Raw genomic sequence first — 16,247 nt, 5'->3', positions numbered from 1 at the left:
CAGGCTAACGATAATAGTTATCGTTAACAAAGACGCATGCGGCTATGCGTCCGGAGGAACCGGGGCTACGGCAGGATCAGCTCACGGGTCACGGACCGGACCACGTCGCGATAGGCGTCCGTGCTGCAGACCCCTTCGGCGACGGCGCGTTGCCGCTGGTACGAGGCGCCGCGCCGCGGGATCGCGGCGACCGCGGCCAGTTCGCGCGAGCAGCCGAGCCGGCGTGCGATCGGGGCGAGCTGCTCGAGCAGATCGTCGAGATCCTCGGTGACGAGCCGCTCGTTGTTGTCGGCGTCCTGGATGATGATGGCATCGAGACCGTAGCGGGCGGCGCGCCACTTGTTCTCCTGCACGTGCCACGGGGGCAGCGTCGGCAGGGTCTCGCCCGCGTCGAGGCGGGCGTCCAGCCACACCACGAGGCAGTGGATCAGCGCGACGACGGCCTCGAGCTCCGCGAACGACGACATGCCGTCGCAGATCCGGACCTCGATCGTGCCGAGGTGGCACGCGGGCCTGATGTCCCAACGGATCTCGTTGAGGTGGTCGATGATCCCCGTGGTCTTCTGGTCGTGCACGAAGCGCTCGAACTCGCTCCACTGCTCGAACTGGAAGGGCAGGCCCGCGGTGGGCAACTGCTGGAACATCATCGCCCGGGTGCTGGCGTAGCCGGTGTCGTGGCCGCCCCACATCGGCGAGCTGGCCGAGAGCGCCAGCAGGTGCGGGTAGTGGTTGAGCAGCGCCGAGATGATCGGCAGCACCTTGTCTCGGTGGTTCACGCCGACGTGCACGTGCACGCCCCAGATGAGCATCTGCCGGCCCCACCACTGGGTGCGGGCGATCAGCTCGTCGTACCGCGGATTCTCGGTGAGCTGCTGCGCGTTCCACTGCGCGAACGGATGCGTGCCGGCGCCGAAGAGATCGACGCCCATCGGGTCGGCGGTCTCACGGACGGCACCGATCACGCGGGCCAGGTCGGCCATCGCCTCCGCGGTGTTCTCGCAGACGCCGGTCACCACCTCGACGGTGTTGCGCAACATCTCCGAATGCACCTGGTGCGCGATGTCCGGGCGGGACGCGCGGACACCGTCGAACAGCTCCCCGGCTCTGCTGACCAGGTCCGCGGTCTCCCGGTCGACGAGGGCGAATTCCCACTCGACGCCGATCGTCGGCCGCGGCGACGCCTCGAAGGCGACGGTCTCGATGATCAGCCGACCTTGATCACGCCGCAGGCGATGCGACCGCCCGCGTCACCGGTCTTGAGGGTCTGCTCGTCCGGCACGGGCTGGCCGGGAACGATGTTCGTGTAGCGCGCGGACGGGATGTTGCCGAAGTTGTCGGCGTCCGCGTGGATCATGAGCGCGTTGCCGTCGGCGTTCTTCTTGATGTCCGCGAGGGTGAAGGCACCGGTGCTGGTCACCGTCTGGCCCGTGCCGTTGGCGTTGACGTAGATCGACACCAGGTCGCCCGTCATCGGGTGGCCGGTGGCGCCGGGCTTCTGCCAGTGGCCGCCGGCGGAGCCGAAGTTGGTGGCGGAGCCGGGCGCGCCGTTCTTGGCGACCGAGTTCGGCTCGCACTTGCCCACCTCGTGGATGTGCATGCCGTGGAAGCCGGCGGTCAGCCCGGTGACGCGCACGTCGATCACGACGACGCCGTCCTTCTCGGTGAAGGTCGCCTTGCCCGCACTGCTGCCGTCGGGCTTGACGAGCGAGGCCTCCGCCGTGCCGGCCGACGGGCCGTTGCCGCCGGCCGCGTCCGAACCGTGACCGCCCTCATTGCTGGTGACCAGGCCCTGGGTCGGGACCTCCGCGCCGCTCACGACCACCGGCGCGGTCGGGCCGGTGCCCTTCTCGGCGGGCTTCTCGTTGGTGCTGCAACCGACCAGGGCGAGGGCCGCCACCGGGAGGATCGCAAGCGGGGCGAGGAACTGACGCTTCGTCATCGATGACTCCTTATGGAACGGCTTCCTCGGCGTTGCCGCCGTGGGCTGGGTTGCCCGAATCATATCGGGGTCGGTGGCCGCCGCTGCGGACAGGACCCGTGTCGGCCCTTCGCCGACCTACTTCTTCACCACGGCGACGGCGAGGACACCGGCGCACGCCTCGAGCCCGGCCGGGCGCGCCGCGGTGGTCGAGCCGGGCAAGGCGGACGCGACGGTCTTGGCGTCCGCTTCGCCGCCGTCACCGAAGTAGACGGTGGTGGCGCGCGGGGCCGCGGGACGGTTGGGCCAGACCTCGGTCTCGGGCTGGACGGTGACACCCGCCCTCTTGAGCTTGTCCGTCGCGTCGGCGAGCGGCGCACGCGCGACGGCGAGCAGGCACACCGTCGGCGTGGAGACCGGCGCGGCGGCCGTCTCGGTGCTCGCCGCCTTGAGCTTGGCCTCCTGGGCGTTGAGGGCCGCCTGGGGATCGTCGTTGCGGGTCACGAGACCGTGCACCCCGATCGCCGCGAGGATGATCGCGGCCGAGATCAGAATCATGATGATCGTCCGGATCGGCACGGCACGGGTGTTCTGAGTGCTCACGACACCCGACTGTATCGGATCACGTGATCTCGAAGCCGAGCTTGCGCGCGGCGCGGGCCTTCTGCCGACTCGCACGGACGCGGCGCAGGCGCTTGACGAGCATGGGGTCCGCGGCCAGCGCCTCCGGCGTATCGACCAGGGTGTTGAGCACCTGGTAGTACCGCGTCGCGGACAGCCCGAAGAGCTCCTTGATCGCGTCCTCCTTGGCACCGGCATACTTCCACCACTGCCGCTCGAAGGCGAGAATCTCGTGCTCACGCCTGGTCAGGCCGTCGTCGCCCCGCTCGTGCACGGCGTGCGCGTCAGTATTGGCCAGGTCGTGCGCGGCCGCACCGGCGCCCTCCATGCGTTCCCCTCGCATTCGGAATAACACTGCTGTAGTTCGGTTCAATCTAACCACGGGCGCGTTCGCGGTCGCGGGGCCACGGGGGCGTGTCGCGCAGGTTCCCGCACCGCCGGCGCCTTGTCACGCCCGGTGCGCCGGTGCGGTCCGAACCGACCCCGACTACCGTGGATACATGCCTGTTCTCCCCATCGTCATCGTCGGCGACCCAGTGCTGCACACCCCCACGACGCCCGTCGAGGTGGACGCGGACGGCAGGCCCTCGGCCGAGATCGTGGCGCTGCTCGACGACATGTACGAGACGATGGACGTCGCCAACGGGGTCGGCCTGGCCGGCAACCAGGTGGGCCGCGGCCTGCGCCTGTTCGTCTACGACTGCCCCGACGAGGAGGCCGGCGAGCGGCGCCGCGGCGAGGTCATCAACCCCGTCCTCACCACCTCGGAGATCCCCGAGACCATGCCGGATCCGGACGACGACTGGGAGGGGTGCCTCTCCGTCCCCGGCGAGTCCTTCCCCACCGGCCGCGCCGACTGGGCGAAGGTCGTCGGCACCGATCGGGACGGGCAGCCCGTCGAGATCGAGGGCACCGGCTTCTTCGCGCGGATGCTGCAGCACGAGACCGGACACCTCGACGGCTTCCTCTACACCGACGTCCTCACGGGGCGGTACGCGCGCCAGGCCAAGAAGGCCATCAAGAAGAACGGCTGGACCGAGCCCGGGCTCACGTGGGTACCCGGCACCGTCGAGGACCCCTTCGGCCACTGAGCGACATGACTCCCCCGCCTCCGAGGCCCGGCGACCGGGTCGTCGTCCGGCGGCTGCTGCCGTCCGGGCAGGCCTCGGACGTCATCGGGACCCTCGTCTCCGACGGTGAGCCGCTCGTCGTCGAGCGCGAGGGGCAGCGGATCACGGTGCCCCGGGCCGACATCGTCGCCTACAAGGGCGTGCCGCCGAAGCCCGTGCGGGCGAGCGAGATCCGTTCGCTCGACCTGGCCCGAGCACGGTCCTGGTGGTCGGTGGAACGGGAGTGGATCGACGGCTGGCTGTGCCGGGCCGCCCCCGGCATCGCCGGCAACCGCGCCAGTTGCGCCGCGCCGCTGCATCCCGACGCGTCGCTGGAGCGGCTCGACGGCGTCCGCGCCTGGTATGCGGTACGCGGCCTCCCCGTGCACCTGACGCTCTCCGACCGGCTGCTCCGCGGCGCGCGGGAGAGGTCACCCGTCCTGCAGCCGACCGACGTCCTCGTCGCGCCGGCCGGCGGCCCGGAGCCGGACGGCACCGTCGACATCGTGGACGTCCCGAGCGCCGCCTGGCTCGCCCGCACCGGCACCGACGCGGCGCTGGTGACCTCCGTCGTGGGGCGGGCGCGGTTCGCCGCTGTTCCTGGGCCCGACGGTGCGCCGATCGCCGCGGGTCGGTTGACCCTCACCGCCGACGCGGCCGGGACCGTGTGGGGCGGGCTCGGCTCGATGGCCGTCGCGCCCGAGTACCGCCGACGGGGCCTCGCGTCCCGCCTGGTGCACGCCCTGCGCTCGGAGGCCGGCCGGGCCGGCGCAGATCGGGTGTTCCTCGAGGTCACGCATGAGAACGCGGGCGCGCAGGCCCTGTACCGGGGCCTCGGTTTCAGCCCGCACCACAGCTACCACTACTGGACCGCACCGTGACGCGACCCGAGGAACCCACCTGGGACGACGCACCGTCGGGCTACCGGCGGGCCGAGATCGTCACGACGATCGGCCACGGCGACGAGGCCTTCCGCCGCGCTGCGCACGATGTGCTGCGCTGGGTGGTGAAGACGCGGAGCGGCTTCACCGTGTCCACGGATGAGCCCGTGTCGTCCGGACAGCGCCTGACTGTGACCGCGCGGGTCGCGGGTGTCACGGTGCGCGAGCCGGTCGAGGTGCTGGGCGTGGTGGATAGTGCCCGCAGGGCGGGCTTCAACTACCGCACGTTGCCGGGCCACCCGCGCGTGCGGCGGACTAGGCGCGCGCCGCGTTGACCACGTCCTGGTACTGCGGGAATCGGGTCACGAACGAGCGCACGTAAGTGCACACGGGGATCGCGTGTCGGTTCCGCGAGCGCAGGTCGTCGAGGACGCCGGAGACGAGCGCACGCGCGAAGCCCTGCTTGCCGAACTTCTCCATCACAACCGTGTGCAGCAGGATCACATCACCGTGGTCGGTGACCTCATAGCCCTCGACGCCGATCAACTCGTCACCCGACCACAGCTCGTACCGGTCGCGAACGGGGTTGTCGAACAAGCGCAATGACTCCGCCAGCTCCATCGTGGGCGGCGGAACCTCGACCATGTCTGCCATGAACACCTCCGTGACGTGATGCGTATCACTTCACCGTACGCCGCAGCACCGGCAAGTCGGCGCTGCCGACGCGACCGTGTCCCGATCGTTGCGCGTTTTATGATTCTCAATTCGGCAGCGCAGTTGTCGTAGATTCGCCGCCCCGCGTCCCGCCGGAAGGGCCGCCCCCGGGGTGTGCGGGCCGCCCGACCGCCGATCACCTGAGGACTCGGCGCGGGTGCGTTACGCTCGGTAGCGCACACCATCGGGAGCTCGCCGCAGCGAGCTGAGAGGGCGCCTGGCGCGGGCGTCGACCGTACGAACCTGTCCGGGTAATGCCGGCGTAGGGAAGAGGAGTCCCGCATGCCTGTTTCGTCGTCCACACCTGTCTCCACCGTCACCGTCGGACCGATCGAGGGTTCCGCCAAGCAGTACCGCACCGTCCCGGGCGCACCGGAAGGCGGAGTTGAGCTCCACGTGCCGTTCCGGCGCATCGCGCTCACCAACGGCGATCATCACGACGTCTACGACACCTCCGGTCCGTACACGCAGTACACCGCCGAGGATCAGCTGCACGACCTGGCCGAGGGCCTGCCCAAGACCCGCGCTCGCTGGCACAGGCCCGCCCCGGTCGACGGCGCCAGCACCCAACTCGCCTGGGCGCGTGCGGGAATCATCACCGACGAGGTCCGCTTCGTCGCCGCCCGCGAGGGCATCGCCCCGGAGAAGGTGCGCGAGGAGGTCGCCGCCGGCCGCGCGGTGATCCCCGCGAACCGCAAGCACCCCGAGCTCGAGCCCGCGATCATCGGCAAGGCCTTCGCGGTGAAGATCAACGCGAACATCGGCAACTCCGCGGTGACCAGCTCCATCGCCGAGGAGGTCGAGAAGATGGTGTGGGCCACCCGATGGGGCGGCGACACCATCATGGACCTCTCGACCGGCAAGGACATCCACGAGACGCGCGAGTGGATCATGCGCAATGCGCCCGTCCCCGTGGGCACCGTGCCCATCTACCAGGCACTGGAGAAGGTCAAGGGCGACCCGACCAAGCTCACCTGGGAGATCTTCCGGGATACCGTGATCGAGCAGTGCGAACAGGGCGTCGACTACATGACCGTGCACGCGGGCGTGCTGCTGCGCTACGTGCCGCTCGCGGCGAATCGCGTGACCGGCATCGTCAGCCGCGGCGGCTCGATCATGGCCGCCTGGTGCCTCGCGCACCACGAGGAGTCGTTCCTGTACACGCACTTCCGCGAGCTGTGCGAGATCCTGCGCGAGTACGACGTCACCTTCTCCCTGGGCGACGGCCTGCGTCCCGGGTCCATCGCCGATGCCAACGACGAGGCGCAGTTCGCGGAGCTGCGCACGCTGGGCGAGCTGACGAAGATCGCGAAGTCCTACGGCGTGCAGGTGATGATCGAGGGCCCCGGCCACGTGCCGATGCACAAGATCGTCGAGAACGTGCGGCTCGAGGAGGAGTTGTGCGAGGAGGCGCCGTTCTACACGCTCGGCCCGCTCGCCACCGACATCGCGCCGGCCTACGACCACATCACCTCGGCGATCGGCGCCGCGATCATCGCGCAGGCGGGCACGGCGATGCTCTGCTACGTGACGCCGAAGGAGCACCTCGGCCTGCCCGACCGCGACGACGTGAAGACCGGCGTAATCACCTACAAGATCGCCGCGCACGCCGCCGACCTGGCCAAGGGGCACCCGGGTGCCCAGTCCCGCGACGACGAATTGTCCAAGGCGCGTTTCGAGTTCCGCTGGGTGGATCAGTTCAACCTGTCGTTGGACCCGGACACGGCGCGCGAGTTCCACGACGAGACGCTGCCCGCGGAGCCCGCGAAGACGGCGCACTTCTGCTCGATGTGCGGACCGAAGTTCTGCTCGATGCGGATCAGCGCCGACGTGCGCGCGTACGCGCAGGAGCACAACCTGGTGACGCAGGAGGACATCGACAACAAGCTCGCGGCCGACATGGCGGCGAAGTCGCAGGAGTTCGCCGATGCCGGTGGGCGCGTGTACATCCCGCTGGAGACGGCGTCCCGTTGATCGCGGCCCACGGGGCGACCGCCGGAGAGCCGACGGTGGTGACCGTCGGCGCACCGTCGCGCCTGCCGACTGCGCCGCTGGGCGCGGCACCGCACCGGGTCCTGACCATCGCGGGGTCGGATTCCGGTGGCGGCGCGGGCATTCAGGCCGACATGCGGACCTTCGCCACCCTGGGCCTGCACGCGTGTGTGGCGATCACTGCTGTGACGGTGCAGAACAGTACGGGAGTGCAGGACTTCCGCGGGGTCGATCCGGATATCGTCGGGGCCCAGATCCGTTCCGTCGCGGGCGACATCGGCATCGAGGCCGCCAAGACCGGGATGCTCGCCTCCACCGCGATCATCGAGGCGGTCGCCGCGGCGGCGGATGCTGAGGGCATCGGCAAGGGCCGCGCCACTCCCCTGGTGGTCGATCCGGTGGCGGCGTCGATGCACGGCGACCCGCTGCTCGCTTCCGAGGCGCTGGACGCCCTGCGCGCGGAACTGATCCCGCGCGCCACCGTCGTCACGCCCAACCTCGACGAGGTGCGCCTGATCACCGGCATCGAGGTCGTCGACGGTGACAGCCAGCGCCGGGCCGCCGACTCGCTGCTCGCGCTCGGTGCGCAGTGGGCCCTGGTCAAGGGCGGTCACCTGCGGGAGAGTCCGGACAGCCCGGATCTGCTCACCGACGGCGCGCAGTTCGTCGCGTTCACCGCGCCGCGCGTCCCCACCGGGCACGACCACGGGGCGGGCGACACCCTCGCCGCGGCGATCACGGCCGCGCTCGCGCACGGCCGAGCAGTGCCCGCCGCCGTCGAGTTCGGCAAGGCCTGGGTCACCGAGGGCCTGCGCTGGGCGTATCCGCTCGGGGCCGGCCACGGCCCCGTCAACCCACTCTGGGCGGTCGCCCCCTCAATTGAACACCGTTATGGAGAGCAAACCGACAGGTCGGATTCTCCATAACGGTGTTCAATTCGGTCAGACGCCGGCGGGCCGGAAGGGCTCACGCACCAGACGCATTCCGGCCTCCGCCGGCGTGCGGTCGGCCTTGCGGTGATTGCAGCCCTCGCAGCACGCCACCAGGTTCGACCACGTGTTACCGCCGCCCCTCGACCGCGGGAAGACGTGGTCGATCGTGGTCGCCCGCGCACCGCAGCCCGCGTACTGGCACACGGAACCGTCGCGGCGCAGGATCTCGGACCGGCTCGCGTGGTCGGCGGTGCGCCGGTACGGCACCGTCGCATACCGCACCAGCAGCAGCGACCTCGGAACCTCGATCTCGGTGCTCGGGGACCGCAGCACGCGCGGCGGATCGTGGGGCTCGAGCGCGTGCGCCACCTCGCGCAGCATCATGCCCACGGCGTCCTGCCAGTGCACGATGTCGAGCGGGCTGTAGTCGGCGTTGAACACCCGCACCGGCGGCGCGGAAGCAGTCGCGTTCATCCCGCACCTCCTCTTCTTCTCGACCTGCGAGGCTAGACCTGCTCGCGCGACCGCTCAACGGAATTACGCCTCGCCCGGACGTACCGGCCGCCGCGCCGGTTCCCGGCGCTACCCTGAAGTCCATGCAGCACCTGCCCCTCCCCGGCACCGGCGAGACCCCGGTCCGGGTGATGACCATCGCCGGGTCCGATTCGGGCGGGGCCGCGGGGCTCCAGTCGGATCTGCGCACCTTCGCGCTCGCGGGCGTGCACGGCACCTGCGCGATCACCGCCGTCACCGTGCAGAACAGCCTGGGAGTCACCGGTTTCCACCCGGTCCCGCCCGCCACGGTCGCCGGCCAGATCCGGGCCGTGGTGGAGGACATCGGCGTCGGCGCGGTCAAGACGGGCATGCTCGCGACGGCGGAGATCATCGACGCCATCGCGGACACCGCGATCGACCTCGGCATCGGCGGCCGCCTCCCCGGCGGCACCGACGGCGTCCCGTTCCTGGTAGACCCCGTCTGTGCCTCGCAGCACGGAGACCCCCTCCTCACCCCCGAGGCATTGGACACGCTCCTGCGCCGACTGTTCCCGCTGGCCTGGATCGTCACGCCCAACCTCGACGAGGTGCGCCTGATCACCGGCATCGAGGTGGTCGACGAGGCCTCCCAACGCGACGCGGCCCGCGCCCTGCACGCACTCGGCCCGCGCTGGGCGCTCGTCAAGGGCGGGCACCTGCGCGCTGCCGTGACCAGCACGGACCTCCTCTACGACGGTGCCGAGTTCCTCGAGTTCGCCTCTCCCCGACTCGATACGCGCCACGATCACGGCGCGGGCGACACCCTCGGGGCGGCCACCGTCTGCGCCCTCGCGCACGGCCTGGACGTTCCCGCCGCGATCGCCTACGGCAAGGAATGGGTCACCCGGTCGCTCGCCGCCGCCTACCCGGTGGGCGCGGGGCACGGCCCGGTCAACGCGTCCTGGCGGTTGCGGGCGCACCCCTGAGCCGGGGAAGCCCGGCGCGCACCCGACCGACGGACTCAGGCATCGCGCCGGGCGAGCAGCGCGACCGCCCCCGTCCACAGCCCCCCGATCACCACCAGCAGGTACACCAAGGACACCGGCGCACCCCAGGGAAGGCTCGTGAACAGCACCCCCTGCAGGTTCTGCAGGTTGGAGAACGGTAGGAACGCGGCGGCGTCGTGGGTCTGCGGAATCTGGCTGATCACGTTGTCGACCACGAACAAGTAGCCCAACAACAGTGCGATCGCCCCGGCGCCGTTGCGCAGCGCCGCTCCGGTCGCGACCCCCAGGACCGTCGCGAAGGCCACGGCGAGAGGGAAGGTGAGCAGCGTAGTGCCCCCTGCACGGAACGCCGCGACCGGCGAGCCGTGCACGATCAGTCCGTAGAGTACGGCCCCGACGAGCAGCGCGAGGAGATGCACGACGGCGCAGACCACGACGACGACCGAGGTCTTCGCGAGCACCGCCACCCACCGGTTCGGCACCGCGAGGAAGGTCGTCCGCAGGGTGTTGAAGCGGATCTCCGTGGTCACCGACAGCACGCCGATGATCGCCGCGAAGACGATCGAGATGCCCGGTACGCCACCGAATCCGGTGAACGGCGCGAGGGCGATCACCCCCTCGTCCGATACGTCCTCGGAGCGGAGGACCGACCGCATGACGAGGGCGACGATCACCGTGATGCCGAGCGAGAACACCGTCGACCCGACGAGCAACCACCGGGTGGCCCGGACGGTGGTGAGCTTGACGAACTCGGCCCGTACCGCGCGCACGATCATCCGATGCCTCCCATTCCCCGGTACTCCACGGCAGCGCCGGTCAGCCGCATGAAGACCTGCTCGAGCGAGCTGGTCTGCGGCGCGAGCTCCGCGAGCGGCAGCCCCTCCGCGGCGGCGATCTCACCCACCGCGTCGCTGGTCGCGCCGCGCACCGTCAGGACGGTGCGGCCGCCGCCGCCCGGCGCCGGCTCGGCCGTCGCATCGACGGCGAACCCGCGCGAGGTCAGCGCGGTCGCGAGCTCACGATCGCGCGGGCTGCGCACGCGCACCGAGTGTTCCGAGTTCTGCGCGATGAAGTCGGCCATGGTCCCGTTCCACACGAGGTGCCCGCGGCCGACGATGACCACGTCGTCCGCGGTGAGCGCCATCTCGGCCAGCAGATGACTGGAGACGAACACCGTGCGGCCCTGCGCGGCGAGCGATTTCATGAACGTGCGCACCCAGACGATGCCCTCGGGATCGAGCCCGTTGACCGGCTCGTCGAACAGCAGCACACCCGGATCACCCAGCAGCGCACCGGCGATGCCCAGCCGTTGCGCCATGCCGAGCGAGAATCCACCCGCTTTCTTGCGGGCGGCGTCGGTGAGCCCGACCGCCGCCAGACAGACATCGGCGCGGGCCGCGGGGATCCCGCTCGCGACCGCCAGCCACCGCAGGTGATCGCGGGCGGAACGGTTGGGGTGCACCCATTTGGCGTCGAGGAGGGCCCCGACCTGCGTGAGCGGCCGATCGAGCGTCCGGTACTGCCGGCCACCGATGGTGGCGGCGCCCGCGGTGGGCCGATCGAGCCCGAGGATGCACCGCATCGTCGTCGATTTGCCGGCGCCGTTCGGCCCGAGGAACCCGGTGACCCGCCCCGGGCGCACGGCGAACGACAGGTCGTTCACCGCCCGGACGGCACCGTAGGTCTTGGTCAACCCCGTGACTTCGATCATGGATTCACGCTAACAATCATCCGGCGAACCCGCCCTGACGCCGCGCGGATACACTCGGCACGATCGGACTCTGGGAGGAGCGCGATGGACGGGGACGCAGCGGGAACGCGCGCGGGGAGCACCTTCGGCCGGTACCGCCTGGTCCGGCTACTGGGTCGCGGAGGGATGGGCGAGGTCTACCTCGCTCACGACACCACCAAGGACCGCGATGTCGCGCTCAAGCTGCTCCACGCGAGCGCCGCGCAGGATCCCGGCTTCCGCGAGCGCTTCACCCACGAGTCGCAGACCGCGGCACGGCTGTCCGATCCGCACGTCATCCCCATCCACGACTACGGCGAGATCGACGGCACCCTCTACCTCGACATGCGCCTGGTCGACGGCAGCAACCTCGCCGAGATCGTCGCCGCCGGCCCGCTGCCCGCGGACCGCGCCGTCGACCTCGTCACCCAGGTCGCCTCCGCGCTCGATTCTGCCCACCTGCAGGGCCTCGTGCACCGCGATGTGAAGCCGGCCAACATCCAGGTCACCCCGTCGGGCTTCGCCTACCTCCTCGACTTCGGGCTGGTCGTGACCGGCGACGCCGACCGCCTCACCTCCGCCGGGCTGTTCGTCGGCTCGCAGGCGTACGCCGCGCCGGAGCGGTTCGACGGTGGCGGAGCCGATCCGGCCGGCGATGTCTACTCGCTGGCGTGCGTGCTCTACGAGCTGCTGGTCGGGCGACCCCCGTTCACCGCGAACTCGATCTCCGAGATGATGCGGCACCATCTGCTCTCGCCGCCTCCCCGCCCGTCGGTCGATGCGCCCCGGCAACTCCCCGCCGCCCTCGACGCGGTGGTGGCCAAGGGCATGGCCAAGCGCCCCGAGGACAGGTACGCGACCTGCGGTTCGCTCGCCCGGGCCGCGGCTGCCGCCCTGCAGGGCACGCCGCAGAGCTGGGGCACCACGACGACGGTGCCGTCGGCTCCCCGCCCGGCGCCGCCCTCCTCCGTTCCACCGCCGGCGCACGTCTCCTACCCCCACAGCACGCCCGGGTCGAGCGGCGGGCCCCGCTATGTCACGCCGAGCTACGCACCCCCGGCGTCGTATCCGGCCGCACCCGCCGCACCGCCGCACCGGAAGCGCTCCGCGGTGCCCGCGCTCGTGATCGCCGCCGTGGTCCTGGTCGTCGCCCTCGTCGCCGCCGTCGCCGTGCTGCTCACGTCCGGCGGTTCGTCCTCGGCGCCGACCACGACGGCGGCCTCCACCGCGCCGTCCGTCGAGACCACGACGAGCACGGCACCGTCGACCACGCCGACCGTGACGAAGGCCGTCCAGCCGCCCAACACCGCGATCTGCACGCCCGGCACGGGCGAGGCCTTCACGTCGGTCGCGGCCGACAGGGGCAGCGGCGTCGACGGCGAGCCCTACACCTCCTGCGAGTTCGCCGGCGCGATCGCCGCCGCGTACCGCGCCCGCTTCACCGCGCCCCAGTCCGGGACTGTGGCGGCGGTCAGCCCCCGAGCGCCGGACCTCGGCGCGATCTCTATGTCGTGCACCGGCGAGTCGAACATCGTGACCTGCCGGGGAGGGAACAATGCGATCGTCTACATCTACTAGGACCGCAACACTGTTCGTGGTCGCGCTGAGCGCCGCGGCCTGCACGATCGGGGACGACGGTGCCGCCGCCCCGTCGTCCACGGGGTCGACGGTGGCCCCGGTCCCGTCCGCGGCGCCGGGCCGGCCGTCGGCACCGTCGCAGCGCGCAGATCCGCTGCAGGCGGCACTGGCCCACGCCGTCGGCGAGGTGCCCGGTCGGGCGAGCATCGCCGTCGCGGCCGGTGGCCGAGTGGTCACGGCGGGCGATCCCGCCGGGATCCCGGCGTGGTCGACCTCCAAGGTGCCGCTCGTGATGGCCGCCCTCGAGCGCTCCGGGCAGCAGGAGGCGACGGACCGGATGCGTGCCGCGATCACGCAGTCCGACAACGATGCCGCGGAGGCGATCTGGAACTCCCTCGGCACCCCGGCGCAGGCCGGAGCGGCGGTGCAGCAGGTCCTCCGCGCGGGCGGTGACGCCGTTACCGTGGTGCAGACCCGCAAGGTTCGGCCCGAATACTCCGCCTTCGGCCAGACGCTCTGGAACGACGACGCCGCAGCGCGATTCGCCGCCCGGATCCCGTGCTCCCCCGCGGGGCGGACGGCCCTGGGACTCATGCAGCAGGTCGCCGGAAACCAGCAGTGGGGCCTCTACGGCCTGCAGGGCACGCAGAGCGTGGGCGTCAAGGGCGGCTGGGGCCCCGGCGTCGACGGTGCCTACATCGTGCGGCAGCTCGCCGTCGTCCGGACCGAGCGCGGCAGTACGGGCCTCATGCTGACGGTGCGTCCCGCCGACGGTTCCTTCGCGTCCGGCAAAGACGCGCTCACCCGGCTCGCGGAGGCGGTCCGCACGCAGCTCGGGGCCCTCCCGGCGGCGCCCTGCTGACGCACCCTGCTGCGGTTCCCGCCACACGGACGAAACGGTCATGCGATGATGAATCGCCCGCAGTGACCCCGGAGAGACCGATGACCGCCAACACGATCGACGCCGATGTCACCCGGTCCGCGCTGCGAACCATTCGTACACGCACAGAACTTCCTGTGGCCTTCGCCGGCCTGGTCGACGAGGATCACGTGGTTCTGGGCGGCGGCGTCGGCCTTCGCACTCCGGCACTCAACGGCCTCCCCGTCGCGCGCGGAACGGGCCTCGGCGGGCACGTCCTGCGCAGCGGCCGCGCCACCGCCGTCGCCGACTACGGCACCGCGGGGATCACCCAGCACTACCACGCGCACGTCCAGGCGGAGGGCCTGCGCTCGATGGTCGCGGTCCCTCTCGCGGTGAACGGTGTGGTGCGCGCCGTCTTCTACGCCGCGGACCACCGGCAGTCCACCTTCGGCGATACGGTCCTGGGCGCGGTCGCGCGCACCGTCCGCGACCTCGCCTACGAGCTCCGCGTGCGCGACGAGGTGGAACGACGGATGCAGTTCGCCGAGGCCGCGGCCGCGGAACGCTCCGCCCTCGGCGGAGTCGACCGAGAACTCCTGCGTGAGGTCTTCTCCGAGCTCCGGGCCCTCGCCGGGGAGATCACCGACGGTGCCGTGCGATCCCGTCTGGAGTCCGCGTGCGGCCGGATCACCGATCTCGGCCGCCCGTCCCATGCCGCGGCCGCGCCCGAGCGCCCGCTCACGGCCCGCGAGCTGGACGCGCTCGCCCAGGTCGCGCTCGGCTGCACGAACGCCGAGGTCGCGCAGCGCCTGTCGATCAGCTCGGAGACCGTGAAGGCGTACCTGCGCAGCGCCGGCCAGAAGCTCGGCACCCGGACCCGGTTCGAGGCGGTCACGCGCGCCCGCAGCCTCGGCCTGCTGCCGTAGGGCCGGGCACCGTCGAGCGGCGCACCCCCTTTCGGGGGTACCGGGGGTGTGACCGCGATCACTACCGTTCGTGGGGTTCACCGACCCCGAGGAGCGCACGTGACTGCACCCGAACTCCCCGCCGTCCCGAAAGCCCGGCTCCGCCGGGTGGCGATGGCCAGCTCGATCGGTACCACGATCGAGTTCTACGACTTCTTCATCTACGGCACCGCCGCCGCCCTGGTGTTCCCCACCATCTTCTTCTCGAACATGAGCCCCGGCGTCGCGACGCTGGCCTCGTTCGCCACCTTCGCGGTGGCCTTCTTCGCCCGGCCCGTGGGCGCGATCCTCTTCGGCCACTTCGGCGACCGGATCGGCCGCAAGCGCACCCTGGTGTGGACGCTGCTCATCATGGGCGCCGCGACGGTGATGATCGGCCTGCTGCCCGGCAGCGAGACCGGCGTCTTCGGGCTGTTCCCGAACGGCATCGGCACGCTCGCGCCGGTGCTGCTCGTGGTGATGCGGTTCTTCCAGGGCTTCGCCGTGGGCGGCGAGTGGGCCGGCGCCACGTTGCTCACCGCCGAATACGCGCCGAAAGGCAAGCGCGGCCTCTACGCGATGTTCCCGCAGCTGGGCCCGTCGTTCGCGTTCTTCCTCTCCAGCGGCACGTTCCTGCTGTTCACCCTGGCCGCCGGCGACACCAAGAACGCCGACAGCGCCTTCATGACAATCGGCTGGCGCATCCCGTTCCTGCTCTCCGCGCTGCTGGTGCTCGTCGGCCTGTGGGTGCGCCTGACCGTCGAGGAGACCCCCGTCTTCACCCAGGTCCGCAAGCGCACGATGAGCGAGATCAACCGCACCAGGCTGCCCTTCCTGGACGCGATCCGCTTCCAGTGGAAGGAGATCCTCATCGCCGCCGGTGCGCTGGCATCCCTGTTCTCGCTGTTCTACATGGGCACCGCGTTCCTCACGAACTACGCGACGAAGAACCTCGGCTTCCCCCGCACGACGGTACTGGCGATGGGTATGGCCGGAGCCGTGTTCTTCGGGCTCGCGATCGCCGCGTCGGCGATCTACTCCGACAAGATCGGCCGCCGCAAGGTGATCATGACCTCCTGCGGGCTGGCCGTGGTCTGGTCACTGGTGCTGTTCCCGATCCTCGATACCAAGTCGCTGCCGATGTACGCCGTCGGGCTGATCGGCACGCTGATCATCTTCGGCATCGCCTACGGCCCGGCCGGAGCGGCCCTGCCCGAGATGTTCCACGAACGGTACCGCTACACGGGTGCCGGATTGGGTTACAACCTGGCCGGCATCCTCGGTGGTGCCATCCCGCCCCTGATCGCCGCGAAGTGGGTCGCCGACGGGCACCAGCTCTGGGTCGGCTTCATGCTGGCCGGGCTCTCCGCGGTGAGCGTGCTGTGCTGCTACCTGATGGTGGAGACGAAGGACCACGACATCGTCGAGACCGCGCTCGCGCAGGACGACGTGACGCCCGGTGACGACCTGGCCTCCGTCTAGTCGA

Annotated in this window: 18 protein-coding genes; 10 read left to right on the top strand and 8 right to left on the bottom strand. The window is 70.9% G+C overall.

Translation table 11 applies throughout. The features are described 5' to 3' along the window. Positions 1-65 precede the first annotated feature (65 nt). From HF999_RS08720 to napA, 4 genes are all read right to left on the bottom strand, one after another. A complete protein-coding gene (locus HF999_RS08720; protein ID WP_168545555.1) occupies positions 66-1,202 on the bottom strand; it encodes a glutamate--cysteine ligase in 1,137 nt (378 codons plus the stop codon). A gap of 2 nt (positions 1,203-1,204) precedes the next feature. Continuing rightward, entirely contained in the window at positions 1,205-1,939 is a 735-nt protein-coding gene (gene sodC / locus HF999_RS08715) for a superoxide dismutase[Cu-Zn] (RefSeq protein ID WP_168545505.1), read from the bottom strand. Between the two features lie 117 nt (positions 1,940-2,056). After that, positions 2,057-2,521: a LytR C-terminal domain-containing protein gene (locus HF999_RS08710; protein WP_168545504.1), complete on the bottom strand. Its 465-nt coding sequence runs from the start codon at positions 2,519-2,521 to the stop codon at positions 2,057-2,059. A 19-nt stretch (positions 2,522-2,540) separates the two neighbouring features. Continuing rightward, entirely contained in the window at positions 2,541-2,867 is a 327-nt protein-coding gene (napA, locus tag HF999_RS08705) for a nucleoid-associated protein NapA (protein ID WP_168545503.1), read from the bottom strand. 172 nt (positions 2,868-3,039) lie between these two features. Here napA and HF999_RS08700 point away from each other — a divergent pair, with 172 nt between their 5' ends. Genes HF999_RS08700 through HF999_RS08690 form a run of 3 tightly spaced genes read left to right on the top strand, consistent with a single transcriptional unit; the run spans position 3,040 to position 4,864 of the window. Next, entirely contained in the window at positions 3,040-3,630 is a 591-nt protein-coding gene (locus tag HF999_RS08700; protein WP_168545502.1) for a peptide deformylase, read from the top strand. Between the two features lie 5 nt (positions 3,631-3,635). Beyond that, positions 3,636-4,529 carry a GNAT family N-acetyltransferase gene (locus tag HF999_RS08695; RefSeq protein ID WP_168545501.1) on the top strand — a complete coding sequence of 298 codons (894 nt, stop codon included), beginning with the start codon at positions 3,636-3,638 and terminating at the stop codon, positions 4,527-4,529. Next, positions 4,526-4,864 (top strand): DUF1990 family protein, encoded by a 339-nt coding sequence (locus HF999_RS08690; protein ID WP_168545500.1) that lies wholly within the window; start codon positions 4,526-4,528, stop codon positions 4,862-4,864. Before HF999_RS08695 ends, HF999_RS08690 begins: the two co-directional genes overlap by 4 nt. On the opposite strand, the gene HF999_RS08685 is transcribed toward HF999_RS08690, so the two are convergent. Next, on the bottom strand, positions 4,845-5,183 hold the full coding sequence (locus HF999_RS08685; protein ID WP_168545499.1) for a GNAT family N-acetyltransferase: 339 nt from the start codon (positions 5,181-5,183) through the stop codon (positions 4,845-4,847). The genes HF999_RS08690 and HF999_RS08685 overlap by 20 nt on opposite strands. A 342-nt stretch (positions 5,184-5,525) precedes the next feature. Here HF999_RS08685 and thiC point away from each other — a divergent pair, with 342 nt between their 5' ends. Further along, positions 5,526-7,217, top strand: a complete 1,692-nt coding sequence (gene thiC, locus HF999_RS08680) for a phosphomethylpyrimidine synthase ThiC (protein WP_168545498.1) — start codon at positions 5,526-5,528, stop codon at positions 7,215-7,217. A 38-nt stretch (positions 7,218-7,255) separates the two neighbouring features. Next, positions 7,256-8,161: a bifunctional hydroxymethylpyrimidine kinase/phosphomethylpyrimidine kinase gene (thiD, locus tag HF999_RS08675; protein ID WP_312854074.1), complete on the top strand. Its 906-nt coding sequence runs from the start codon at positions 7,256-7,258 to the stop codon at positions 8,159-8,161. A 15-nt stretch (positions 8,162-8,176) separates the two neighbouring features. Here the strand turns inward: thiD (HF999_RS08675) and HF999_RS08670 are convergent, their stop codons facing one another. Next, the gene (locus tag HF999_RS08670) at positions 8,177-8,641 is read right to left on the bottom strand and encodes an HNH endonuclease (protein ID WP_168545497.1); all 465 of its coding nucleotides are present in this window, start codon (positions 8,639-8,641) and stop codon (positions 8,177-8,179) included. Between the two features lie 122 nt (positions 8,642-8,763). On the opposite strand from HF999_RS08670, the gene thiD (HF999_RS08665) reads away from it, so the two are divergent. Continuing rightward, the gene (gene thiD / locus HF999_RS08665) at positions 8,764-9,627 is read left to right on the top strand and encodes a bifunctional hydroxymethylpyrimidine kinase/phosphomethylpyrimidine kinase (RefSeq protein ID WP_168545496.1); all 864 of its coding nucleotides are present in this window, start codon (positions 8,764-8,766) and stop codon (positions 9,625-9,627) included. A gap of 35 nt (positions 9,628-9,662) precedes the next feature. Here the strand turns inward: thiD (HF999_RS08665) and HF999_RS08660 are convergent, their stop codons facing one another. Both HF999_RS08660 and HF999_RS08655 read right to left on the bottom strand, forming a co-directional pair. Further along, complete coding sequence (locus HF999_RS08660) at positions 9,663-10,424, bottom strand: hypothetical protein (protein ID WP_168545495.1); 762 nt, start codon at positions 10,422-10,424, stop codon at positions 9,663-9,665. Next, positions 10,421-11,359 (bottom strand): ABC transporter ATP-binding protein, encoded by a 939-nt coding sequence (locus tag HF999_RS08655; protein WP_168545494.1) that lies wholly within the window; start codon positions 11,357-11,359, stop codon positions 10,421-10,423. Before HF999_RS08655 ends, HF999_RS08660 begins: the two co-directional genes overlap by 4 nt. An 84-nt stretch (positions 11,360-11,443) precedes the next feature. Here HF999_RS08655 and HF999_RS08650 point away from each other — a divergent pair, with 84 nt between their 5' ends. From HF999_RS08650 to HF999_RS08635, 4 genes are all read left to right on the top strand, one after another. Beyond that, positions 11,444-12,955: a serine/threonine-protein kinase gene (locus HF999_RS08650; RefSeq protein WP_168545493.1), complete on the top strand. Its 1,512-nt coding sequence runs from the start codon at positions 11,444-11,446 to the stop codon at positions 12,953-12,955. A 16-nt stretch (positions 12,956-12,971) separates the two neighbouring features. Beyond that, positions 12,972-13,817 (top strand): serine hydrolase, encoded by an 846-nt coding sequence (locus HF999_RS08645; protein ID WP_168545492.1) that lies wholly within the window; start codon positions 12,972-12,974, stop codon positions 13,815-13,817. Between the two features lie 80 nt (positions 13,818-13,897). Further along, entirely contained in the window at positions 13,898-14,743 is an 846-nt protein-coding gene (locus HF999_RS08640; RefSeq protein ID WP_168545491.1) for a LuxR C-terminal-related transcriptional regulator, read from the top strand. 153 nt (positions 14,744-14,896) lie between these two features. Beyond that, complete coding sequence (locus tag HF999_RS08635) at positions 14,897-16,243, top strand: MFS transporter (protein ID WP_168545553.1); 1,347 nt, start codon at positions 14,897-14,899, stop codon at positions 16,241-16,243. Positions 16,244-16,247: the final 4 nt, after the last annotated feature.

It is taken from the genome of Tsukamurella spumae, from assembly GCF_012396015.1.
Taxonomy (GTDB): Bacteria; Actinomycetota; Actinomycetes; order Mycobacteriales; family Mycobacteriaceae; genus Tsukamurella; species Tsukamurella spumae.
This window is presented reverse-complemented; position numbering and strand designations above follow the sequence as displayed.

Excerpts from the sequence above, each read along its gene's own strand:
- HF999_RS08650 (WP_168545493.1), top strand. The coding sequence starts at position 11,444 with ATGGACGGGGACGCAGCGGGAACGCGCGCGGGGAGCACCTTCGGCCGG.
- HF999_RS08670 (WP_168545497.1), bottom strand. The coding sequence starts at position 8,641 with ATGAACGCGACTGCTTCCGCGCCGCCGGTGCGGGTGTTCAACGCCGAC.
- HF999_RS08640 (WP_168545491.1), top strand. The coding sequence starts at position 13,898 with ATGACCGCCAACACGATCGACGCCGATGTCACCCGGTCCGCGCTGCGA.
- HF999_RS08635 (WP_168545553.1), top strand. The coding sequence starts at position 14,897 with ATGGCCAGCTCGATCGGTACCACGATCGAGTTCTACGACTTCTTCATC.
- napA (WP_168545503.1), bottom strand. The coding sequence starts at position 2,867 with ATGGAGGGCGCCGGTGCGGCCGCGCACGACCTGGCCAATACTGACGCG.
- HF999_RS08685 (WP_168545499.1), bottom strand. The coding sequence starts at position 5,183 with ATGGCAGACATGGTCGAGGTTCCGCCGCCCACGATGGAGCTGGCGGAG.
- HF999_RS08660 (WP_168545495.1), bottom strand. The coding sequence starts at position 10,424 with ATGATCGTGCGCGCGGTACGGGCCGAGTTCGTCAAGCTCACCACCGTC.
- sodC (WP_168545505.1), bottom strand. The coding sequence starts at position 1,939 with ATGACGAAGCGTCAGTTCCTCGCCCCGCTTGCGATCCTCCCGGTGGCG.
- thiD (WP_168545496.1), top strand. The coding sequence starts at position 8,764 with ATGCAGCACCTGCCCCTCCCCGGCACCGGCGAGACCCCGGTCCGGGTG.
- HF999_RS08655 (WP_168545494.1), bottom strand. The coding sequence starts at position 11,359 with ATGATCGAAGTCACGGGGTTGACCAAGACCTACGGTGCCGTCCGGGCG.
- HF999_RS08700 (WP_168545502.1), top strand. The coding sequence starts at position 3,040 with ATGCCTGTTCTCCCCATCGTCATCGTCGGCGACCCAGTGCTGCACACC.
- thiC (WP_168545498.1), top strand. The coding sequence starts at position 5,526 with ATGCCTGTTTCGTCGTCCACACCTGTCTCCACCGTCACCGTCGGACCG.
- HF999_RS08695 (WP_168545501.1), top strand. The coding sequence starts at position 3,636 with ATGACTCCCCCGCCTCCGAGGCCCGGCGACCGGGTCGTCGTCCGGCGG.